Below are 24,019 nucleotides of genomic sequence, written 5' to 3' on the forward strand. Positions count from 1 at the left end.
ACTTGAAAATGCATATTCATCCGGTTAGATTGAATTTTAATTCACTTTAATGATTACCGGAGTGTTGTATGAGTCAGCTGTATCAGCGCCATTTCCTCAGGCTTCTGGATTTTACTCCCGCCGAAATTGATCATCTCCTCTCCCTTTCCGCTGAATTGAAACGCGCGAAAAAAAGCGCCCAGGAAGTGCAGCATCTGAAAGGTAAAAACATCGCGCTCATCTTCGAAAAAGACTCGACCCGTACCCGATGCTCTTTCGAAGTTGCCGCTTACGATCAGGGTGCAAACGTCACCTATCTTGGCCCGAGTGGCAGCCAGATCGGCCATAAAGAGTCGATGCGCGACACCGCGCGGGTGCTGGGCCGGATGTACGATGGCATTCAGTATCGCGGTTACGGACAGGAACTGGTGGAAACACTGGCGGAACATGCCGGTGTGCCGGTGTGGAACGGCCTGACCACCGAGTTTCATCCGACCCAGCTGCTGGCCGACCTGCTGACCATGCAGGAGCATCTGCCGGGCAAAAAACTCAGCGAGATGACGCTGGTTTATGTAGGTGATGCGCGCAACAACATGGGCAACACCATGCTGGAAGCCGCCGCACAGGTGGGGCTGGATCTGCGTCTGGTGGCACCGAAGAGCTGCTGGCCAGAGGAGCAACTGGTGGCGCAGTGCCGCGCAGCCGCGCAGCAGACCGGCGGGAAAATTACTCTCACCGAACATATTGCCGACGGCGTGAAAGGCGCTGACTTTATCTACACCGATGTCTGGGTGTCGATGGGCGAAGCCAAAGCGGTGTGGGCCGAGCGTATCGCGCTGCTGCGTGACTATCAGGTGAACCGCGCGATGCTCGATCTGACCGGCAACCCGCAGGTTAAATTCCTGCACTGCCTGCCCGCCTTCCACGACGATCAGACCACGCTGGGCCAGCAGATGGCAGAGCAGTACGATCTGCCCAACGGTATGGAAGTGAGTAACGAGGTATTTGAGTCACCACACAGCATTGTGTTCGACCAGGCCGAGAACCGGATGCACACGATTAAAGCGGTAATGGTGGCCACGCTGGGCCAGCGCTGACCGACGGATGTGACACGGGCTAATGCTGCCAGGGAGCGCGGATACTCAGCGATTCATCCGCCTGACCTGGCCCGGCCTCCGAGCGGCCAGGCAGGCGCAAACGTTTTCCTCTTGCTGACCCACCGCGAACGGGTATAATGCGGCCCAATTTGCCGGAGGAAATATGCTACAGCACAGCGGACAATTTGACGCTCAATCACGCCTGACCGCAGGCGGTGCTACTGTTTCTTTCGGTCATCGACCCGATCTTAAAAAAGCCCCTTAAGCAGGGGCTTTTTTTTGTCCGCAATCCGGCCGCGCAGAGGAGACAGCTATGGCTAACCCGCTATATCGCAAACACATTATTTCAATTAACGACCTCAGTCGTGAAGAGCTGGAACTGGCGTTGCACACCGCCGCAAAGCTTAAAGCCCACCCGCAGCCGGAACTGCTGAAGCACAAGGTTATCGCCAGCTGCTTCTTTGAGGCGTCGACCCGTACCCGCCTGTCGTTTGAAACCGCCATTCATCGCCTGGGCGCGTCAGCGGTGGGCTTTGCTGACGGCAGTAATACGTCGCTGGGCAAAAAAGGCGAAACCCTGGCCGACACCATTTCAGTGATCAGCACCTACGTCGATGCGATCGTGATGCGTCACCCGCAGGAAGGCGCGGCGCGGCTGGCGACCGAATTCTCCGGTGGCATCCCGATTCTCAACGCCGGTGACGGCGCGAACCAGCATCCGACCCAGACGCTGCTTGATCTCTTCACCATTCAGGAGACGCAGAGCCGTCTTAATCAGCTGAATGTGGCGATGGTCGGCGACCTGAAGTATGGCCGCACCGTCCACTCCCTGACCCAGGCGCTGGCGAAGTTTGACGGCAACCGCTTCTTCTTTATCGCGCCCGATGCGCTGGCGATGCCAGCCTATATCACCGACATGCTGGATGAGAAGAATATCAGCTGGTCACGTCACGACAGCTTTGAAGAGGTGATGCCGCAGCTCGATATCCTCTACATGACGCGGGTGCAGAAAGAGCGGCTCGATCCGTCAGAATATGCCAATGTCAAAGCGCAGTTTATTCTGCGCGCCGCCGATCTCGCTACGGCGCGCGACAATATGAAGGTACTGCACCCGCTGCCGCGCATCGACGAAATCACCACCGATGTCGATAAAACCCCGTATGCCTGGTATTTCCAGCAGGCGGGTAACGGCATCTATGCGCGCCAGGCTCTGCTGGCACTGGTTTTAAACAGCGAACTCGCCCTGTAAGGAGATACCCCCATGACGCAGGACAACAAACTGCAGGTCGAAGCGATCAAACGCGGCACGGTCATCGACCATATTCCGGCGCAGATCGGCTTTAAATTGCTCTCTCTGTTCCGGCTGACCGAAACCGATCAGCGCATTACCATTGGCCTGAATCTGCCCTCGGGCGAGATGGGCCGCAAAGATCTGATCAAGATTGAGAACACCTTTCTCACCGACGATCAGGTCAATCAGCTGGCGGTCTATGCGCCCCATGCCACGGTCAACCGCATCGACGACTATGAAGTGGTCGCGAAGATCGCCCCGACGCTGCCGGACCACGTTGAACGGGTGCTGACCTGCCCGAACAGCAACTGCATCAGCCGCAGCGAGCCGGTCTTCTCCAGCTTTGCCGTGAAGCAGCGCGCCGACGATGTGCATCTGAAGTGCAAATATTGCGAAAAAGAGTTCGCCCGCCATGTGGTGCTGGGTCACTGGTAATCGCCCTGCCCGACCTTATAATGGGCAACACCGGCGGCATCGCCGCCTGACGACGTAATCAAAGGAGCAATGATGTCTCGTGAAATCAGTACTGAAAAAGCCCCTGCCGCTATCGGCCCCTATGTTCAGGGTGTCGATCTGGGCAGCATGATCATCACCTCTGGCCAGATCCCGGTGGATCCGGCGACCGGCCAGGTGGCGGATGACGTTGCCGCACAGGCGCGTCAGTCACTGGAAAATGTGAAGGCGATTGTTGAAGCAGCAGGTCTGAAGGTCGGCGACATCGTGAAGACCACGGTGTTCGTAAAAGATTTAAATGACTTCGCCACGGTCAATGCGGCTTATGAGGCGTTTTTCACCGAGCATGAAGCTCACTTCCCGGCGCGTTCCTGTGTCGAAGTGGCGCGTCTGCCAAAGGATGTGAAGATCGAAATCGAAGCGATTGCCCTTCGTCGCTAATCTCCGTTGTTAACATCTATTGTTAACGAGGGCGCCCGCCTCTCTCCGGCTATCCCGGAGAGAGGCGGTGAATCGCTTAACGCTTAGCCGGACGCCACAGCCACAGCAGCGCTATCGCCAGCGCAAACAGCACGCCAAAACCGACGCCCGTCGCCACCGCAGGGGCACCCGCCTTGATCGCCAGCGTATAGAGCCCCAGCATGATCAGCATGGCGCTGTTCTCACCCAGATTCTGCACCGCAATCGCATTACCTGAACCGACGCTCTCTTTGCCCCGCGCCTGCAGCAGTGCATTCAGCGGCACCACAAAGAAACCGCCCAGCGCGCCAATCAGCATCAGCACCAGATAGGCATTCAGCAGAGAATGCTGCAGCGCGAAGACGACGACCATCACACCAATCAGCACACCGGCTGGCATACAGCGACGCACCGTTTCAAGCGTCACCAGCTTCGCCGCCGCCGCCGCCCCAATCACAATCCCGATCGCCACCATGGCATTCAGGGTCGTTGGCGTGGTGTTGTCACTGATGCCCAGCGCCACCGGCACCCACAGCACCAGCAGAAAACGCAGCGTCACGCCTGCGCCCCAGAACAGGCTGGTGCCGAGCAGCGAGAAGCGCGTCTCCGCATCACGCCATAGCAGCGCGGCAGCACTGAAAAAACTGCGTACCATCATACCCAGCTGCCAGCTCTGACCAGGACGCGCCGCCTGCAGTTTCGGGATAAACAGGTTGGCCACCACGGCAATGCCGTAGGTCAGCGCACAGATCCCCAGCGCCGCCAGCAGATGCCAGTCAGCCAGCATCCCACCCGCCACTGAGCCGAGCAGAATGGCGGCGATGGTCGATCCCTCCATCAGCCCGTTGGCTTTCACCAGCTTCTCGCCGTGAGTGATCTCACCGAGGATGCCATATTTAGCCGGAGAGTAAGCGGCTGCGCCCGCGCCCACCAGGGTATATCCGAGGAAGGGGTTGAAGCCGAAGCAGATCACCAGCGCGCCCAGCAGCTTCAGGCTGTTGGCGAGCATCATCACCCGCCCTTTTGCCATGCTGTCCGCGACCTGACCGACAAACGGTGCCAGCAGAATGTAGGCTGCGACAAAGAGCATCTGCAGCACCGGCTGACTCCAGTCGGGATAGAACTGGCTTTTCAGCACGGCCAGCGTGGCAAACAGCAGCGCGTTATCGCCGAAGGCCGAAAAGAACTGGGCGATAATCACGGCGATCATGCCGCGTGACATCAGCGGCGCATTACGATCAAGGCTCATGCCTGCTCCTCTTCCGCCATTTTTTTCAGCGTGACGTAATCGGGTTTACCGCTGCCCAGCTGCGGCAACTGCTTCATCACCCGGATATCACGCGGCAGCGCCAGTTCTGGCGCACCCAGCTCGCGGGCCGCTTTCTGCAGGCTGTCGCGCGCCAGTTCAGCGTCGGTGGTGAACAGCACCAGCGCCTCACCACGCTGACCATCCGGGCGCAGCGAGGCGGCATGTTGTTTGTCCGGCGACGCTTTCAGAGCGATCTGCTCGACGATCTCCAGCGACACCATCTCACCGGCAATCTTCGCAAAGCGTTTGGCACGTCCCTGAATCTGGCAGAAACCGCCGTCATCAAAGCTGACGATATCACCCGTGTCATACCAGCCCGCTTCCTGATTGCCTTCGCCATCGTCGGCGACCGGCACTTCCAGCACGCCTGGATTCTCAACCCGCAGATAGCCCTTCATCACGTTCGGTCCGCGCAGTTGCAGCCGTCCGCCCTGCTCAATGCCCGGCACCGACATCAGCCGCGAATCCATGCCCGGCAGAATGCGTCCGACGGTGTGCGCCTTCGCCGCCATCGGCACGTTAATCGCGACCACTGGCGCGCATTCGGTTACGCCGTAGCCTTCAAGAATGCGAATGCCATACTTCTCCATGTAGAGCTGACGGGTGTTCTCCTGCAGCTTCTCCGCCCCCGCCACCACATAGCGCAGGCGGGCAAAATCATAGGGCGCGGCAAAGCGCGCGTAGTTGCCGAGGAAGGTCGAGGTGCCAAACAGCACGGTGCAGTTGCGGTCATAGACCAGCTCCGGCACGATGCGATAGTGCAGCGGGCTGGGATAGAGGAACACCTGCGCGCCGGTCATCAGCGGCGTAAACAGCCCGACGGTCAGACCAAACGCATGGAACAGCGGCAGCGCCGACATAAAGCGGTCGCGCGGGGTGAAGTCGGCGATGGTGCGGATCTGTTCAACGTTCGCCAGCAGGCTTTTATGCGAATGCACCACCCCTTTAGGATTGCCTTCCGAGCCGGAGGTAAACAGTACCATCGCGGCGTCTTCCGGCTGCTGGGGCAGCTGTGCGCGATGCGGCATCAGCAGATGGGCGACGATCCACAGTTTGTCCTTACTGGTCACGGTATCTTTCAGATCTTCCAGATAGATCCACTGCACATCATCGAGCCCCTGTGGCAGATGCCACAGGTTGCCTTTGTCCAGGAACTGGCGCGACGTGAAGACCGTTTTGATCTGCGCGGCGGTCAGTGCCGCCCGCATGCCGTTCACGCCCGCCGTATAGTTGAGCATCGCCGGAACACGTCCGCGCAGGGATGCCCCGAAAATCGCCGCCGCCGTGACGGTGGTATTGGGCAGCAGCAGTCCTACCACTTCGCGCGGCTGGCTGTAGCGCTCCAGAATACGGCCCACGCCCAGCGCCTTCTTCAGCAGTCCGTTGTAGCTGTCGGGTTTGAAATTGACATCTTCGATGCAGCGCTTAAACGCGCCATAACGCGTACGCGCCGCCAGAAATGCCTCAAACAGGGTTTCACGCGGACGCACCGCCATGCGCGCTTCCATCATCACATGATGCAGATGCTCACCGGCCAGCACGCGCCGATCGCGCGCCCGTTTCGCCTCCGGCATCGGAATGCGGGTGGCGGGCAGAATCGTCAGGGTGATGCGCGGGAACAGGCGACGTTTAAACACGCCCGCCAGACGACCAAACGGCGTGTACTCTGCGCCTTCAATGCGCATCGGCACCACATTCGCGCCCGAACGCGCCGCGACAAAACCCGCCCCGCTGTAGATCTTCATCAGCGATCCGGTGACGGTAATACGTCCTTCCGGGAAGATCACCACCGGACGGCCACTGTCGATCAGCCTGACCAGCTGTTTGAGCGCCATGGGTTTGGTGGGATCGAGCGGTACATAGTCGATAAAGGGTTTAACCAGCCGCATAAACCAGCTTTCGCTGATGGTCGAATAGACCGCATAGACCGGCTTAATCGGCAAAAATAGCGCCAGCAATATGCCGTCGAGAAACGACATATGGTTCGGCGTGATCAATACCTTCTGCTTATGCAGTTCGGCGACGTCGCCACGCAGTTCGACCCGCCATAACAGGCGAAATATCAGGCGCAATAGTGTGAAAACCATGCCGGCTCCTTAGCATCGTGAAAATAGCCCCTCACGATGCAGGATTTGACGCGGTTCGACAACAGAATTATCGGTAACCTGACGCCGCCTTCAGGGTGCCTGCCAGCCACCGCCGAGTGACGCAATCAGCGCCACACTGCTGACCCACTGCGTGCTCTGCAGCGTCAGCAAACTCTGCTGCGCACTCAGGCGGCTGTTTTCGGTGGTCGCCACATCCAGATACGTAATCATGCCCGCCTCGTACTGCAAACGGGTTACCCGCGCAGAGGTCTGCGCCGCGTCGGTGGCGCGCTGCTGCGCGGCGATCTCACCCTGCAGCGTGTTCAGCTCCACCAGCTTATCTTCCACCTCCTGCATTGCGGTCAGCACCGTCTGACGATAGGTCGCAACGCTGGCATCCCAGCCCGCTCGTGCCTGATCGACCTGTGCTGCGGTCGCACCAAAATCCAGCAGCGTGCCGCTCAGCTCCGGCCCCAGCGACCAGACGCGATTCGGCAGCGAGAAGAGCGAATGCAGCACGGAAGAACTGACGCCACCGCTGGCGCTCAGGGTCAGGTCGGGATAGTAACCGGCCACCGCCACGCCCACCGCAGCATTGGCCGCGGCCATGTTACGTTCGGCGTAAGCAATGTCGGGACGGCGCTGCAACAGCTCGCCCGGCAGGGCTGCCGGAATCGCGGGCAGCGTGGCCGTCAGCGGCGCGGCGGTCAGGCTGAATTCAGCGGGTGCTTTGCCGATCAGCAGCGCAATGGCGTGCTCCATCTGCGCGCGCTGCCACTGATAATCCTGCGCCGAGGCGCTGGCGCTCTCCAGCTGCAGCTGCGCCTGAGCCAGGGTGGCACGCGACGCGGTGCCCGCCTGATACTGGCTGGTAATCACTTTCAGATAGCGCTGATAAGCATCAACGCTCTGCTGATAGAGCGCGATTTTCTGATCCATGATGCGCAGCTGGAAATAGTCCTGCGCCAGCTCAGACTGGGCGCTCAGGGTGATATTGGCCAGTTCCGCCGCGCTGGCCGAGGCGCTGGCGCGGTTCTCCTCCAGCGTGCGTCGCAGTTTGCCCCACAGGTCCAGCTCCCAGCTGGCACTCAGCTCCGCCTGATGGCTGCTGCTGGTGGTGCGAACGCTGCTGTCAGTCGCGTGGCTGCCGCTGCGCGTCACGCTGCCGTCATAGCCCAGCGAGGGAAACAGCGCCGCACGTGACTCACTCGCCAGCGCCTGTGCCTGCCGGTACTGCGCGGCATAATTCGCCACGTTCTGGTTCGAGATGCTCACCTGGTTCAGCAGCCCGCTCAGGGTGGCGTCGTGATAAACCGCCCACCATTCGCCTTTACTTTGCGCATCAAGCGGCGTCGCCTGCTGCCAGCCTCTGGCCTCTTTATAGTGGACCGGCACAGACACCGCGGGGCGCTGATAGTCGGGACCGACGCTACAGCCGCTCAGCAGCATCACAACAAAGGGGATAAGCGGTTTCATGGATCAGGATTCCGTAGGGCGCAGACGACGCCATTGACGTTGAGTGGCACGGCCCAGACGATCGAGCCAAAGATAAACAACCGGCGTGGTAAACAGCGTGAGCAGCTGGCTGAGCGCCAGTCCGCCCGCAATAGCGATGCCCAGCGGGCTGCGCAGATCGGCATCACCGCCGCTGCCCAGCGCCAGCGGCAACGCGCCGAAAAAGGCGGCCAGCGTGGTCATCATGATGGGCCGGAAGCGCATCAGGCACGCCTGGGTGATCGCCTGCTGTGGCGACATGCCCTGCCGCCGCTCCGCGTCGATGGCGAAATCGATCATCATGATGGCGTTCTTTTTCACGATGCCGATCAGCAGGATGATGCCAATCAGCGCGATCACCGTGAGCTGCGTGCCGGTCAGCAGCAGCAGTAACAGCGCGCCGACGCCCGCTGACGGCAGGGTCGAAAGAATGGTCAGTGGATGGATGTAGCTCTCATAGAGCACGCCGAGCACGAGATAGACCGCCGCCAGCGCCGCCAGAATCAGCCACGGCATGGTCGCGGTCAGCTGAGAAAAGGCGGCGGCGGTGCCGGCAAAACCGGCATGAAGGGTCGACGGCAGGCCCAGCTTCGCCATCGCCTGTTTTATCAGTTCCTGCGCCTGTTCCAGTGACACCCCCTCGTTGAGATTAAACGCCAGGGTGCTGGTCGCGGCCTGGCCCTGATGCGCCACCGACAGCGGCGCGTTGCCGCCGCTGAAGCGGGCAAAAGCGGAGAGCGGCACGCGGTCACCGCTGTCGTTAATCACATAAAGCTGCTGCAGCGTCTCAGGATTGGCGGTGTCGCTATCCTGCAGTGACATCACCACGTGATACTGATTCAGGGTGTGATAGAGCGTGGCGATCTGCCGCTGGCTGAACGCATTGTTCAGCAGCGTATCCAGCATGTTCACGTTGACGCCCAGCCGGGTGGCGCGATCACGATCGATGTTCAGCTCCACCTCCTGGCCGCCGGTCTGCGAATCGGAGTCCACGCTGTTAAGCTCGGGGATCGCCGCCAGCGCCGCCTGCACTTTCGGCGTCCAGGTGCGCAGCAGATCGAGATCGTCCGCCTGCAGGCTGTACTGATACGTGGCGTTGGCGCTGCGTCCGCCAATGTGCAGGTCCTGCGCCGCCATCAGGAACATCTGCGCCCCGGCGATGTGACTGGTTTTTCTCGTCAGCCGGTTGGCCACCTCGGTGGCGGTCGCATCGCGCTGATCAAAATCTTTAAGCCGCACAAAGAAGTTGGCGCTGTTACGGGAGCCAAACATCCCGCTGCCCATCGACGACATCACACTCTCTACCGCCGGGTCTTGCTGAATGATCTGCGTGAACATCAGCATTTTCGGCTTCATCGCCTGGAACGAGATGTTCTGATCGGCGCGCAGCGCACCCATCAGCAGCCCGGTATCCTGATTGGGGAAAAAGCCCTTCTGCACCACGACGAAGAGAAAAACATTCAGTAGTACGGTCAGCAGCAGGCTGAGCAGCGTCAGTTTCTGATGGCGCATCACCCAGGCCAGCCCGCGCCCGTAGGCGGCCAGCAGGCGATTTAGCTGGTTTTCAATCAACTGATAAAGCGGATGCGGCCGCTGGCTGACGGGCGGCTTTGGTTTCAGCAGGCGGGCGCAGAGCATCGGCGTCAGGCTCAGCGAAACAAACAGCGAGATCAGCAGCGACACGGTGAGCGTCACGGCGAATTCGCGGAACAGCCGCCCGACAATGCTGCCCATCAGCAGGATTGGGATGAACACCGCGATCAGCGACACGGTCATCGACAGCACGGTGAAGCTCACCTCCTGCGCCCCGCGCAGCGCCGCCCGCAGCGGGCTCAGCCCGCGCTCAATGTGACGGGTGATGTTCTCCAGCACCACAATCGCATCATCCACCACGAAGCCGGTGGCGATAATCAACGCCATCAGCGACAGGTTATCCAGGCTGTATCCCAGCAGATACATCACCGCGCAGGTGCCGATCAGCGACACCGGCAGTGCCAGCGCCGGAATGATCACCGCCTGCAGATTGCGCAGAAAAATAAACACCACCGCAATCACCAGCAGCACCGCGATCAGCAGCGTCTCTTCGGTGTCATACAGCGAGGCGCGCACGCCAGGCGAACGGTCAACCACCACGTTCAGCTGGCTGTCAGCGGGCAGGCTCTTTTCCAGCTGCGGCAACTGCGCTTTTATCGCGTCGATGGTTTCCAGCATGTTGGCACCCGCCTGACGTTTGATACCGATCATCACCGCCGGTGTGGCATTCAGAAACCCCGCCTGATAGCGATCTTCCACCGAGTCATAGACCGTGGCGACGTCGCGCAGTCGCACCGCGTTGCCCTGCTGATAAGTGATGATCAGATCGCGGTAGCTGGCCGCCTTCTCCAGCTGGCCGTTGCTGTCCACCAGCCACGACTGGTCACTGCCCTGTAAGATCCCTTTAGGCAGATTGGTAGTGCTGTTGGCGACGGCGGCACGCACCGTCTCCAGCGAGATGCCGTAATGGGTCAGCTTCAGCGGCTGCAGATCAATCCGCACCGCCGGTAAGGCGCTGCCCATCAGCGACACTTCGCCCACGCCCTGTACCTGTCCCATCGCCTGTTCGATTTTGCTCTCCGCCAGATCGTAGAGCTCGCCTGGCGTGCGGGTGGCAGAGGTCAGCGCCAGCATTACTATTGGCGCGTCTGACGGGTTGGCTTTGCGATAGGTCGGCAGCGAGGCCATTGCGCTGGGCAGCAGGCTGCGCGCTGCGTTGATTGCCGCCTGAACGTCGCGCGCCGCGCCATTGATATCGCGGTCCAGTTCAAACTGCAGGATGATGCTGCTGGAGCCCTGCGAGCTGCTGGAGGTCATCTCACTAATACCGGCAATCTGCCCCAGCGAACGTTCCAGCGGCGTAGCGACCGTCGCCGCCATGGTTTCCGGGCTGGCGCCTGCCAGGCTGGCGCTGACCATGATGGTAGGAAAATCGACCTGCGGCAGCGGTGCTACCGGCAGCAGCCGGTAGCCCAGCGCGCCCAGCAGCAGGATCGCCAGCGTCAGCAGCAGCGTCGCCACCGGACGAAAGATAAACAGCCGCGTCAGATTCATTGCCCGCTCCGCGCCCGCTGCTGACGGCGTTTCACCCAGGCGTTACCGCGCTGCGCCAGCCCATCAAACAGGAGGTAGATGACCGGCGTGGAGAAGAGTGTCAGCACCTGACTGACAATCAGCCCGCCGACAATCACCAGCCCCAGCGGCTGACGCAGCTCTGCCCCGGAGCCGGAGGCCAGCATCAGTGGCAGCGCACCCAGCAGCGCCGCCATCGTCGTCATCAGAATCGGGCGGAAGCGCAGCAGGCAGGCCTGATGAATCGCGTCGCGTGCGCTGAGTTGCTGATGGTGTTCCGCCTCCAGCGCGAAGTCGATCATCATGATGGCGTTCTTTTTCACGATGCCGATCAACAGGATAACGCCAATCAGCGCAATCAGGCTGAATTCGGTGCCCGCCAGCAACAGCGTGAGCAGCGCGCCCACCGCCGCCGACGGCAGCGTAGAGAGGATGGTCACCGGATGGATAAAGCTTTCGTAGAGGATGCCGAGCACCACATACATGGTGATCAGCGCCGCCAGAATCAGCCACAGCGTGTTGCCGGTGGCGCTCTGAAACGCCGAGGTTTCCCCCTGATAACGCAGTGTGGTGCTCTCCGGCAGATGCAGCTGCTGCCGTACTTCCGCGATCGCCCGCTGTCCATCCTCCAGCGAGTAGCCCGGATTAAGGTTGAAGGAGATCATCACCGCCGGAAACTGATTCAGCCGCATGTGCATCAGCGAACCGGTGCGCTGGTGGATGGTGGCGATAGAAGTGAGTTTGACCATGCCGCTGCTGATCGGGCTGGCGCTGGTGTCAGAGGCTGAAGTGGACGTCGACGAAGACGACGATGTTGACGAAGACGTTGACGCTGATGAAGCCGTGCTGGTGGATGACGACGCCGAACTGCTGCTGCCGGACGATTGCAGCCAGACATCATCAAACGACGCCGGACCCTGCTGGTATGCCGGAGCCACTTCCAGCACCACCCGATACTGATTCGACTGGGTGAAGATGGTCGAGACCAGCCGCTGACCAAAGGCGTTATAGAGCGCGGTGTCCACGTCCGAGGCAGTAATGCCGAAGCGCGCCGCTTTATCGCGGTTCAGCTCAACATAAGAGACGCGCCCCTGATCCTGCAGGTTACTTACCACGCCATTAAACTCGGGCCGCTGCTGCAATGTCGCCACCAGTTTCGGCGACGCGCTGACAAGATTTTCACTGTCGGCATCATCGAGGGTGAACTGATACTGACTCGGCGAGACCTGATCGTTGACGGTGAGATCCTGCGCCGGTTGCAGATAGAGCCGGATGCCCGCCACATCGGCGGTCGCCTGTTGCAGTTGTTTAATCACCTCACCCGCTTTCACATCACGCGAGCCAAACGGCTTCAGGTTGATCTGTAACCGCCCGCTGTTAAGGCTGGTGTTGGTGCCGTCGATGCCGATCGTCGATGAGACGCTCTCCACCGCCGGGTTTTTCAGGATCCGCGCCGACAACGCCTGCTGCCGCGTTGCCATGGCGTTAAACGAGACGTCCTGTGAGGCGACGGTAATGCCCTGAATCAGCCCGGTATCCTGGGTCGGGAAGAAGCCTTTAGGCACCATCATGTAGAGCAGCGCCGTCAGCCCGAAGGTGGCCAGCGCCACCAGCAGCGTCAGTTTCTGATGGTTCAGTACCACGTTCAGCAGCCGATCATAACCGCGCACCAGGGCATCAAACAGTTCGCCGCCCTTGCGGGCAAACGTCGACTGCTGTTCGGGCGGAATGTGGCGCAGCAGATACGCACACAGCATCGGTGTCAGGGTCAGCGATACCACCATCGACACCAGAATTGCCACCGCCAGGGTAATCGCAAACTCCCGGAACAGTCGCCCGACTACATCGCCCATAAACAGCAGCGGGATCAGCACCGCAATCAGGGAAAAGGTCAGCGAGATAATGGTGAAGCCAATCTGCCGGGAGCCTTTCAGCGCCGCTTCCATGGGCGACTCACCCTGCTCCAGCCGCCGGGAGATGTTCTCGACCACCACGATGGCGTCATCAATGACAAAACCGGTGGCGATAGTCAGCGCCATCAGCGACAGATTATTCAGGCTGAAGCCCGCCAGATACATCACCCCAAAGGTGCCGACCAGCGACAGTGGCACCGCCACGCTCGGGATCAGCGTGGCAGCAACGTTGCGCAGAAACAGGAAAGTCACCATCACCACCAGCGCAATCGACAGCATCAGCTCAAACTGAACGTCGCTGATCGAGGCGCGAATGATCTGGGTGCGATCGGAGAGAATGGTCATCTTCACCCCCTCCGGCAGTGCCGCCTGCAGCGCGGGGAGCTGCGCCTTGATGTTGTCCACCACCTGGATCACGTTCGCGCCCGGCTGACGCTGCACGCTGATTACAATCGCGGGCTGGTTGTTGGCCCACGCCGACTGGAAGCTGTTTTCCGGGCCCTGTTCAATGTGGGCGATATCTTTCAGGCGCAGCGCCGCGCCATTCTCATAGCTGAGGATGAGGTTGCCGTACTCGGTTGCGGTGCGCAGCTGGTCGTTGGCGTCAATGGTCACCGAATGATATTTCCCGTCAAAGCCGCCTTTGGAGCCATTGACGTTGCTGTTGCCAATCAGCGTATTTACCGCCTCCAGCGTCAGATGATGCGCCGCCAGCGCCTGAGGATTCATCTGCACCCGAATCGCCGGCTGGTGGCCGCCCGCCAGCGTCACCATCCCGACGCCGGAGATCTGCGACAGCTTCAGCGCCACCCGGGTATTGACCAGATCCTGCACCGTGGTCAACGGCAGCGTGCTGGAGCTCGCCGCCAGCGTTACCACCGCGCTGTCCGCCGGATTAACCTTTTTGTAGGTCGGCGGATTGGGCAGGTCGTCGGGCAGCAGGTTATTCGCCGCATTGATCGCTGCCTGCACCTCCTGCTCGGCGACATCCAGCGACAGATCGAGGCTGAACTTCAGGGTAATGATCGAGGAGCCGCTGGCACTGGTGGAGCTCATCTGGCTCAGCCCCGCCATCTGCCCTAACTGGCGCTCCAGCGGTGAGGTGACCGACGACGCCATCACATCCGGGCTGGCACCCGGATAGAGCGTGGTGACCTGAATGATCGGATAGTCGACCTGCGGCAGCGCCGAGGTTGAGAGGAATTTCCAGGCAAAAATACCCGCGATCAGCACGCCGACCATCAGCAGAATGGTGGCGACCGGACGCAGGATAAACAGGCGCGACGGGTTCATTTCGACACAGCACCCGCAGCGGCGGGTTTCTCATCGGCCAGCGACACTTTGCTGCCGCTGGTCAGACGATCGATCCCTTCCGTCACCAGCCGATCGCCCGGCGAAACGCCACTGAGGATCGCCTGCTGATCGTCTCCGAAAGCGGGACCGGTGGTGACCGCTTTGCGCGTGACACTGCGATCCTGATTGATCACAAAGACAAAACTGCCGTCGCTGCTCAGCTGCAGCGCCTGGGCCGGGATCACCGTCGCGCCTTTCAGCACCCGGGTCTGCAGCCGCAGATTCACAAACTGATTGGCAAACAGCGACTCATCCTGGTTGGCGAACACCGCTTTCAGCGCCACGGTGCCGGTGGCGGTGTCGATCTGGTTGCTGATGAACTTCACCTCGCCGCTGCCGAGCTGATGCTGGTTGTCCTGATCATACAGCGTGGCGGGCAGGCTCTGTCCCTGATGCAGCACGCTGACCAGCGTCGGGATTTCGCTTTGTGGCACGCTAAAGGTCACGGCGGCGGGCTGCATCTGGGTGATGGTCACCAGGCCGGTGCTGCTGGCACTCTGAACCATGTTGCCGGGATCGACCTGACGCAGGCCGACGCGCCCGCTGATCGGGGCGGTGATCCGGGCATATTCAATGCTGAGTCTGGCACTGGCGATCTGCGCCTGATCGGCGGCGACGGCACCGCGATACTGCCCGACAGTGGCAATCTGGCTGTCCAGATCCTGACGCGCCAGTGCATCCTGCGCCGCCAGTTTGCGGTAGCGCGCCAGCGTCAGCTCCGCACTTTTCAGCAGCGCCTGGTTTTCGCTGAGTTCGCCCTGATACTGGTTAAGCGTGGCCTGAAAGCTGCGCGGATCGATCTGCGCCAGCAGCTGCCCGGCGCTGACTTTCTGCCCCTCGGTAAAGAAAACCTGCTCCAGCTGGCCGTCAACGCGGCTGGTCACCGTAACGCTGGCGTTGGGGATGACCGTGCCGAGTGCATTCAGCCACACCGGCACATCCGCCGTGCTGGCGACACCGCTGTGAACCAGCGTCGCCCCTCCGCCCATCATGCCATGCGCACCCGGTCTGCCCGACGGCATCCCCTCGCCCGGCCCGTGACCTGCCGCCAGCAGACGCCAGATAACCCCAGCGACAATCGCCGCCACCAGCAACAGGAGCAGCCATTTAAGCCCAAAGGAACGCGTGGGGCGAGAAAGGTGAGTCATCGTCGAACTCTTCAGATAAGCAGAAAAAGAAATCCCGGAACGTGCGGAATGCGGCAGTGAGCGGCGGCGGGCAAAAAACCGCCAGGCTTCACGGCGGCCATTATCAGTGAAAGGCGATGCGCCTTTCTATCGGCAAACTGTCAGAGTTTCGTTAAGAACGATGTTGATTTAGCGGGGGTTTTTACAGCGGTAACGGCAGGCTCAGGCAAGCAGGCAAAAAAAACCCACGCATCTGCGTGGGTTGGTGTAATAACAGGGTCTCACTGCCGAAGCAGTGTTGTTTTCACACCCATCAATACCTCTGGGACTGCTATCCTCGCACTGATTGACCGCGCGGAGACAGCAGGAAAACGCAACCGAATTCGGGGAAGTGCAACGAGGTGTGAATATCCTTCACGCCTCGCTTACACTCTGATTTGTCTAAGATTTATCTGAAGGAGTGGCGGCCGGTTTGGTGTAGATGGCATCCGGTGCAATATTCATGTGTTTCAGTACCGGCCCCATGATATTGCCGAACACCGGTGCAGCAACCGAGCCACCGAAGTGATCGCCCGCCGTCGGATGGTTGATCATCACCACCAGCGCCACTTCAGGATGGCTGGCGGGAGCGAGACCGGCGGTGTAGTTGACGTAGCCGCCATCATACTTGCCGCTGGTGCCCATTTTTTCCGCCGTACCGGTTTTGGTTGCCAGACGGTAGCCCGGGACCGCAGCTTTCAGCCCGGTTCCGCCCGGCAGGACGTCACTCTCCAGCATGTGCACCACCTCTTTCACCGTTTCCGGGTTGGCGACCTGGCGTCCCATGACCGGTGGCGTAACGCGGGTGATCGACAGCGGACGGTAAATGCCATAGGAGCCGAGCGTGGCGTATTCGCGGGCAATCTGCAGCGGCGTCACACGCAGGCCATAGCCAAAGGAGAAGGTGGCCCGCTCGATATCTGCCCAGCGGGTGCGGTGCAACGGAAAGTAGCCGACGCTTTCGCCGGTCAGCCCTAAGCCGGTTGGTTTGCCAAGGCCGAACGCATGATAGGTGTTGACCAGCGCTTCGGCGGGCATCGCCAGCGCGAGGTGTGACACGCCAATGTCGCTCGATTTTTGCAGAATGCCGGTCATGGTCAGGCGCGGCCAGTGGCCGACGTCGCGGATCAGGTGGCCGTTAACGCTGTAAGGCGTGGTGTCGATCACCGAATCCGGGCGCACCAGGTGGCGCTCCAGCGCTTCCATCACCACTAACGGTTTGACGGTCGATCCCGGTTCGTAGCTGTCATTGATGGCAGAGTTACGCATCTGCGCGGGCGTTGCCCCTTCATAGTTGTTGGGGTTGAACGACGGATAGGAGGCCATCGCCAGAATCTCGCCGGTGTCGATTTTCACCAGCACGGCCGCACCCGAGTCCGCCTTGTTGATCAGTACGCCGTCGCGCAGTTTGCTGTAGAGCGTGTACTGGTCATATTTGTCGATGCTGAGCTGTACCGTCGGCGGCTGGGTCGGCGGCTGATAGTTGATCATCGCGATGATATTGCCTGCGGCATCCTGCCGATAGACCTCTTTGCCCGGCTCGCCCTGCAATACTTTATCAAAGCCCTTTTCCAGTCCGTTCAGGCCGACGTTATCCGCCCCGACGATACCGATCAGCGGCGCAGAGGCCTCGCTCATCGGATAGAAACGGCTGTCGTCATAGACTTCGCTGATGCCTTTCAGCTTCAGCTCTTTAATATCTTTGGCGATGCCCAGCTCGACTTTACGCCCCAGATAGAGGAAGCGACGTTTCGGATTGGCGGTGATCTGCGCCGCCAGCTCTTCGGGACGGGTGTTAAGCGCCGCCGCCAGATAGGCCCATTTGGCACTGGTAAAATCGGGGTTGCTCTCCAGCACGCGCTGCGGATCGGCAATCACGTCGCGCGACGGGACGCTGAGCGCCAGCGCTTCACCGTTACGATCCAGCAGCGTGCCGCGACTGGTCGGCAGCGTCACGGTACGCAGCGATCGCTGATCCGCTTCGTGCTCCAGCATCGGCTGATTCAGGAACTGCAGGTCCGCGACGCGCGCCAGCAGCACCACCAGACAGGTCGTGACACCCAGGCAGATCAGTCGGAAACGAAAAGGGTTAAACGGCGCTTTTATCTGGTCTTTTCCCAGTAGTTTTTTAATCCGGGGCATGGCATTCCGCTGCGCAAAATAAAGAGAAAGGGGCTGGTGCCAGCAGTTATAAAGAAAGCGCTGGCCGTATAACAGGAAAACTGTGTATCAGTTCGTTATCGGCGGCCGATTTCTGGCAAAAAAAAACCTGCGCATCTGCGCAGGTTGGTGTAATCAAGAAAATCTATTGATGTTCACCCATCAATACCTCTGGGACCCTGAATGTAGCAAGAGGGATCGATCGGCTGCCATCTCTCAAACGCAACAGTTACCGGCAAAATGTAACCAGCCATGAGATCCTTACGCTATTGTGCAATCCTGATGTTTTTTGATTTCCACCAGGCAGCTCATGGCGTTTGGCCCCTGCGTCAGCGACGAGGTGCCGATGTCGAGCGTCAGCACGTTGGGGTTACCCGCGCGATCGTGCGGCTGCCACGCCTTGCCAAAGCCGGGATCAAACCAGGCGCCGGTGGCGATAATCACTACGCCCTGCGTCACGCCATCGGTGATCCGCACGCCCGCCAGCATCACGCCGCGTGCGTTGCTCACCTCTATCTCGTCGCCCTCCACCAGCCCGCGCGCGGCCGCATCCTGCGGATGCATGTAGAGCGTTTCATGTCCGGCGGTTTTATTGCCCTGCACCGTTTCTGTAGCATCCAGCTGACTGTGTAACCGGTCGGAAGGCTGAATCGAGATCATGTGCAGCGGATAGTCGCGGCTGACCGGCGAACCGAGCCACTCCTGGGGTTCACGCCATTCCGGATGGCCGGCGAAATCGTCCAGCTGGTAGTCCGCAATGGTCTGGCTGAAGAGCTCGATTTTGCCGCTGGCGGTTTTAATCGGATTGGCCTGCGGATCGGCACGGAAATCATCCATAAACTGATAGGGTTTGCCCCCTTCGGGGATCTCCACAAAGCCGCGCTGCCAGAACTCCTCAAACGACGGGAAATCGATGCCTTTACGCTGATGCGCCGTCGCACACTGCTGATAAAGATGGGCGATCCACTGCATCTCGTTGCGCCCTTCGGTGAAGGTATCGCGGTAGCCGAGGCGCTCCGCCAGGTCAGCAAAAATATCGAAGTCGTTGCGCGCCTGATGCTGCGGTTTAATCGCCTGATGCATCGCCAGCACAAAGCGGTCGCGTGAGGAGCCGCCGATGTCATTGCGCTCCAGCGTGGTGGTCGCGGGCAGCACGATGTCCGCCATCTGCGCGGCGGGTGTCCAGACGATATCCTGCACCACGACCGTATCGGGCCGCTGCCAGCCCTCCACCAGCCGGTTGAGCTGCTGGTGATGATGGAAAGGATTGCCGCCCGCCCAGTGCACCATGTGAATGTCGGGATAGTGCAGGGTTTCGCCCTGAAAGCGGTAAGGCTGGCCGGGATTGAGCAGCATATCGCTGATCCGCGCCACCGGAATCGACAGCCCGGAAGGATTGGGGCCGGTGCTCATCATCGGAGCCGGACCTTCCTGGCGCGGGTTGCCGACGCTGTTCATCGAACCGTGACCAAAAGAGAAACCGGCGCCCGGCAGGCCTGGCTGGCCGAGCATCGACGACAGCGCAATCATCATCCAGTAAGGCTGCTCGCCGCGATGGGCGCGCTGAACGGAATAGGAGCAGGTAATAAAGCTGCGCTTGCCGGTGAGCTGCTGCGCCAGCTGCACAATGCGATCGGCCGGGATGCCGGTGATACGACTGGCCCAGCCGGCGGTTTTCGCCACGCCGTCGGTTTCGCCCAGCAGATAGGCGCGCAGCTGCGGCCAGCCGGTGCAGTGGCTGGCGAGAAACGCTTCGTCAACTGCGCCGCGCTGGGTGATCTCATGACCCAGCGCCAGCATCAGCGCCACGTCGGTGTTGGGGCGAATCGGAATCCACTCGGCGTTAACAAATTCCGGGCAGTCATCCCGCATCGGGCTGATGTTGATCACCGGCGTGCCTTTGGCCGCCAGCTGCATCAGCGCCGGTTTCAGGCTGTGCTGCCCTGCGCCCCCCGAGGCGACCTGGGCGTTTTTCAGCGCCAGCCCACCAAAGGCGACAAAAATTTCGGCATGTTCCACCACCTGCGGCCATTCGGTGACGCGCCCGGTCAGCGGCATGTAGGTGCCAATCACATAGGGCAGGAAGAACTGCGCGGCGCCCCAGCTGTAGTTACCCTGCTGATCAACGCCGCCGCCGCCCTGAAAGTAGAAGCGACGAACCAGAGTGCGGGCGTGGTTGACGCGACCGGCCGATGACCAGCCGTAGGAGCCGTTGAAAATGCCCGATGCGCCATAGCGCTCGCGAATGCGGCGATTCTCTTCCGCCACCAGATCCAGCGCGGTTTCCCAGTCGACGGCAACAAAATCTTCCCGGCCACGCAGCGTACGGTCGCTCTTTTCGCGTGACTTCAGCCACGAGCGCCGCACCATCGGCTGACGAATGCGTTTGTCGGAATAGACCAGTTCAGGAATGGTGTGGATCATCGGTGACGGATCGGCATCGGCGAAGAAAGGTTCGCAGCCAATCAGGCGATCGTTTTCAGTGACGGCGGTAAAGGCGCCCCAGTGCGCCAGATGTGGCACTTTGGTTTTCATCGTTGTTTTTCACGGTAGCCAGGTGGGAGATTGAGCATAGCATGGTGCGACGCCTCAGCAGAAGACGTGCAGGAACGACCGTTTTTACCCCTTTTTGCGACGACGCTGGCATTCTGTCGGGTTGATGTGTCCGCCCTTTTCCGTAACACTGATGCGATGTGTAAACGTTTTCCCCAAAGCAGGTCAACGCATGGCTACCATAAAGGATGTTGCGCGACTGGCTGGCGTTTCTGTCGCCACAGTCTCCCGTGTAATCAATAATTCTCCCAAAGCCAGCGACAGCTCCCGACAGGCCGTAGGTCAGGCGATGGAGCAGCTTCAGTATCACCCGAACGCCAACGCACGCGCACTGGCGCAGCAATCGACCGAAACGCTCGGCCTGATTGTCGGTGACGTCTCCGATCCCTTTTTTGGCGCAATGGTAAAAGCCGTGGATGAGGTGGCAGGTGACACCGGTAACTTTTTGCTGATTGGTAACGGTTACCATAATGAGCAAAAAGAGCGGCAGGCGATTGAACAACTGATGCGTCACCGCTGCGCGGCGCTGGTGGTTCACGCTAAGAAAATCCCGGATGCAGAACTGGAAGTGCTGATGAAGCAGGTGCCTGGCATGGTGCTGCTGAACCGGCTGATAAAAGGCTTTGAAAAACGCTGTATCGCGCTCGACGACCGTTACGGCGCCTGGCTGGCGACCCGTCATCTGATCCAGCTTGGCCACCAGAATATCGCCTTTATCTGCTCGACCCACACTATCTCCGATGCAGAAGATCGCCTGCAGGGTTACTACGATGCGCTGAAAGAACATGGCCTGCCGTGCAGCGATCGGCTGGTCACCTGGGGTGAACCGGATGAAGTGGGCGGTGAGCAGGCGATGACGGAACTGCTGGGTCGCGGCAAGAATTTCACCGCCGTCGCCTGCTACAACGACTCAATGGCCGCCGGCGCGCTGGCGGTGCTGAGCGATAACGGCGTTCGGGTGCCGGAAGAGATGTCGCTGATCGGCTTCGATGATGTGCTGGTTTCGCGCTATGTGCGACCGCGCCTCACCACCATCCGCTATCCGATTGTCACCATGGCGCAGCAGGCGGCCCAGCTGGCGCTGGCGCTGGCCAACAATCAGCCGCTGCCGGAAGTGACCCACATGTTCAGTCCGACCCTGGTGCGCCGCCACTCGGTCAGCGGCCCGGCCTGAGGACGCTATGGCCGGTTTATCCGGCCGCAGCGTTTACTGAAAGGCGCGCAGCAGCGTCTCCAGCGGCCTGACCAGCGCAATCACTGTTTCATCCTGTACCTCTGCGGCGGCATCCAGTGTCGCACGCATCTCCGCCACTTCACTGGCACCAAACGCCTGATTGCGAACGTAAGCATTAACCAGCGCGAGGCCCATGGCGCTCAGCGCCTCGATCTGCTGCACGCTCTGTGCCAGCGGCTTCAGCGTTGCACTCGCGTTAATGATCGGCAGCACCGCGCTGGTGTTAGCCTGCCAGCGCTGCAGCGGCGCGCGAACCGCAGAGGCGGCAGCCGGATTATTACGATTGGCGATTAACACGGCGACCTGCTGCTCCAGCTGACGTACCGCCTCACTCTCAGCGGGCAGTACATCTGCCAGCCGGTTCAGGGGTTCATGGTAGTCGTAATGGCCCGCCTGAAACTTGAGATGCTGGCGCGTGTAGTATTGCGCCGGTTCCAGCACCTCGGCCAGTACCCGCAGTGGGGCGATGTCATGCCCACTGGCCAGCCGCATCATCTGCTGCTCCGTCTGCGCGTGTTGCAGCGTTCCGACCGACACGCTGCTCCAGCGATCCATCGCCGCCAGCCGCGAATACATCGAGTCGGTATTGGTGACATCCTGTGCCGACCATAACCGCTCGGCCACCACAAAGGCGCGCGGCCACAGTTTGGTATCAATAATCTGGCTGTTGATGTTTTCCGCCCACAGCGCCGCCTCGCCACCCAGCAGATTTTGCTGCACCTGCTCAGGTGTGGGCAGCGCGGGCGCGATGCCCGCAGGCGTCTGAGCCAGCCGTTGGCCGCTGGTGGGATAACGCACGTTGCCTACCTCAGCATAACCTTTGAGGGCGTTCTGTTGCAGCGTGAACACCGGCTGGAACGGCCCCATCCAGCTATCCACGCTAAACCGCACCTGCTGCGTCGAGAGCCAGTTGATCTGACTGACCATCCGGCGGGCTTTGCCATCGAAGTCGATAAAACCGCGCCAGCCTGGTTCTCCCTGTATCAGCGTAAAGCTGCCCTTCACCGGGCTGCCTTTCAGCCGCGGCATGGTGAATGACCAGCTCTGCGCCTGATCGCCTGGCCGCAGACGATCCTGGCCGTTGAGGCCCTGTGGCGTGACCTCATTGCGGTAGTGATAGCTGGCAGGCTGAGGCTGATCGAGGTAGAAACCGGTGGAGAGGATGCCGCGGTAGTTCTCTTTTGCCAGCGCGCTCAGCGCATCCTGACCCTGCCACGACTGGATCAGAATGCTGCGCGGCAGATCGGGATGGGCAATCTCATCCCAGCCCACCATCTGACGGTGATGGGCTTCCAGGATCTTCTCTACCCGCTGATTGAAATATGCCTGAAGCGCATGGGCATCTTTCAGATCGTGATCGCGCATAAACTGCTGGATAGCAGGCGAGTCGTTCCACTGTGTCGGATCCACCTCATCGCCGCCAATGTGCAGCCAGGGATCGGGGAAGATCGCCGCCATCTCACCCACCAGCGTGTCGATCACCTGATAAACCTGTTCGTTGCTGGGATCGAGCAGCGGTTTAAAGACGCCCCAGCCGCGCTCCATCTGCCAGGGGCCGGGTGCGCTAATCAGCTCTGGCATCGCCACCGCCAGCGCGGAAGCATGTCCCGGCATATCCAGCTCCGGCACCACACGCACCCCGCGATCGGTGGCATATTTCACGATCTCCCGCATCTGCTGCTGGCTGTAATAGTTGCCATCGCTGGCTTTCTGCTGCAGCTGGGGATAGTGGCTGGAGGCGAAGCGCCAGCCCTGATCGTCAGTAAGATGCCAGTGAAAGACGTTCATTCGCGCGGCGGCGATGCCGTCGATCTGACGTTTAAGCGTCTCCACCGGCATAAAGTGACGCGCCGTGTCGATCAGCACGCCGCGCCACGGAAAGCGCGGATGATCGTGGATGGTGACGTAAGGAATGGTTGTCCCCTGTGCGCCGTTTTGTATCAGCTGCAGCAGGGTTTCCATGCCGCGCATCGCGCCGAAACGGCTGGGCGCGGTTAACAGGACGCCGTCGCCATCGACCTGCAACTGATAGCTCTCATCGCTATCAGGCAGCGGCTGCGGATCCACCGCTTTCGCAATGACGATGCGGATAGTCGGTGCTGCTATCGGCTGGGTGGCGGGCAACAGCGGCCAGCCGGTCTGATTACTGATCCGCTCCAGCCAGCGCGCTTCAGCACCCGCCAGATGATCGCCAGAGATTTGCAGCGTCAGCTGCGGCGTCAGGATAAGCGTGCCGCCGCTGGCAGGCTGTTCCACCTGTTGCGGCCAGGGCATCAGCGGCAGCGGACTGGCCAGGGCGATTGGGCTGAGGGCCGAGAGCAGGAGCAGAGAACGGGGTAACCACATTGGCGGGCATCCTTGTAACG

General features: G+C 60.5%; 14 protein-coding genes. 5 read left to right on the plus strand and 9 right to left on the minus strand.

The features are described from left to right. Positions 1–68: 68 nt before the first annotated feature. The 4 genes from argF (at position 69) to ridA (ending at position 3,261) form a co-directional block, all read left to right on the plus strand. Entirely contained in the window at positions 69–1,076 is a 1,008-nt protein-coding gene (gene argF, locus ACK13D_RS06515; RefSeq protein ID WP_010671790.1) for an ornithine carbamoyltransferase, read from the plus strand. A 313-nt stretch (positions 1,077–1,389) separates the two neighbouring features. Beyond that, positions 1,390–2,325, plus strand: coding sequence for an aspartate carbamoyltransferase (pyrB, locus tag ACK13D_RS06520; protein ID WP_010251681.1), 936 nt, complete (start codon positions 1,390–1,392; stop codon positions 2,323–2,325). 12 nt (positions 2,326–2,337) lie between these two features. Beyond that, entirely contained in the window at positions 2,338–2,802 is a 465-nt protein-coding gene (pyrI, locus tag ACK13D_RS06525; RefSeq protein ID WP_010251684.1) for an aspartate carbamoyltransferase regulatory subunit, read from the plus strand. 72 nt (positions 2,803–2,874) lie between these two features. After that, positions 2,875–3,261 (plus strand): 2-iminobutanoate/2-iminopropanoate deaminase, encoded by a 387-nt coding sequence (ridA, locus tag ACK13D_RS06530; RefSeq protein WP_010251687.1) that lies wholly within the window; start codon positions 2,875–2,877, stop codon positions 3,259–3,261. 76 nt (positions 3,262–3,337) lie between these two features. On the opposite strand, the gene lplT is transcribed toward ridA, so the two are convergent. From lplT to ACK13D_RS06570, 8 genes are all read right to left on the minus strand, one after another. After that, positions 3,338–4,528, minus strand: coding sequence for a lysophospholipid transporter LplT (lplT, locus tag ACK13D_RS06535; RefSeq protein WP_010251689.1), 1,191 nt, complete (start codon positions 4,526–4,528; stop codon positions 3,338–3,340). Beyond that, positions 4,525–6,675: a bifunctional acyl-ACP--phospholipid O-acyltransferase/long-chain-fatty-acid--ACP ligase gene (aas, locus tag ACK13D_RS06540; protein ID WP_010671792.1), complete on the minus strand. Its 2,151-nt coding sequence runs from the start codon at positions 6,673–6,675 to the stop codon at positions 4,525–4,527. Before aas ends, lplT begins: the two co-directional genes overlap by 4 nt. Positions 6,676–6,765: 90 nt before the next feature. Then, a complete protein-coding gene (locus ACK13D_RS06545) occupies positions 6,766–8,151 on the minus strand; it encodes an efflux transporter outer membrane subunit (protein ID WP_111534530.1) in 1,386 nt (461 codons plus the stop codon). 3 nt (positions 8,152–8,154) lie between these two features. Further along, positions 8,155–11,256, minus strand: coding sequence for a multidrug efflux RND transporter permease subunit (locus ACK13D_RS06550; RefSeq protein WP_287061170.1), 3,102 nt, complete (start codon positions 11,254–11,256; stop codon positions 8,155–8,157). Beyond that, entirely contained in the window at positions 11,253–14,480 is a 3,228-nt protein-coding gene (locus ACK13D_RS06555; RefSeq protein ID WP_418795973.1) for an efflux RND transporter permease subunit, read from the minus strand. The genes ACK13D_RS06550 and ACK13D_RS06555 overlap by 4 nt, the downstream gene beginning before the upstream one ends. After that, positions 14,477–15,688 carry an efflux RND transporter periplasmic adaptor subunit gene (locus tag ACK13D_RS06560; RefSeq protein WP_418795975.1) on the minus strand — a complete coding sequence of 404 codons (1,212 nt, stop codon included), beginning with the start codon at positions 15,686–15,688 and terminating at the stop codon, positions 14,477–14,479. Before ACK13D_RS06560 ends, ACK13D_RS06555 begins: the two co-directional genes overlap by 4 nt. 420 nt (positions 15,689–16,108) lie before the next feature. Beyond that, positions 16,109–17,848, minus strand: coding sequence for a penicillin-binding transpeptidase domain-containing protein (locus ACK13D_RS06565; RefSeq protein ID WP_010251720.1), 1,740 nt, complete (start codon positions 17,846–17,848; stop codon positions 16,109–16,111). Between the two features lie 279 nt (positions 17,849–18,127). Further along, complete coding sequence (locus ACK13D_RS06570; RefSeq protein ID WP_033769514.1) at positions 18,128–20,401, minus strand: molybdopterin guanine dinucleotide-containing S/N-oxide reductase; 2,274 nt, start codon at positions 20,399–20,401, stop codon at positions 18,128–18,130. A 190-nt stretch (positions 20,402–20,591) separates the two neighbouring features. Between ACK13D_RS06570 and galR the strand changes: the two genes are divergently transcribed. Continuing rightward, on the plus strand, positions 20,592–21,593 hold the full coding sequence (gene galR, locus ACK13D_RS06575) for an HTH-type transcriptional regulator GalR (RefSeq protein WP_010251726.1): 1,002 nt from the start codon (positions 20,592–20,594) through the stop codon (positions 21,591–21,593). Between the two features lie 33 nt (positions 21,594–21,626). Here the strand turns inward: galR and ACK13D_RS06580 are convergent, their stop codons facing one another. Next, positions 21,627–23,999: a beta-N-acetylhexosaminidase gene (locus tag ACK13D_RS06580; protein ID WP_418795978.1), complete on the minus strand. Its 2,373-nt coding sequence runs from the start codon at positions 23,997–23,999 to the stop codon at positions 21,627–21,629. Positions 24,000–24,019 lie beyond the last annotated feature (20 nt).

Origin of the sequence: Pantoea sp. K16 (assembly GCF_048452805.1) — a bacterium.
GTDB lineage: Bacteria > Pseudomonadota > Gammaproteobacteria > Enterobacterales > Enterobacteriaceae > Pantoea > Pantoea agglomerans.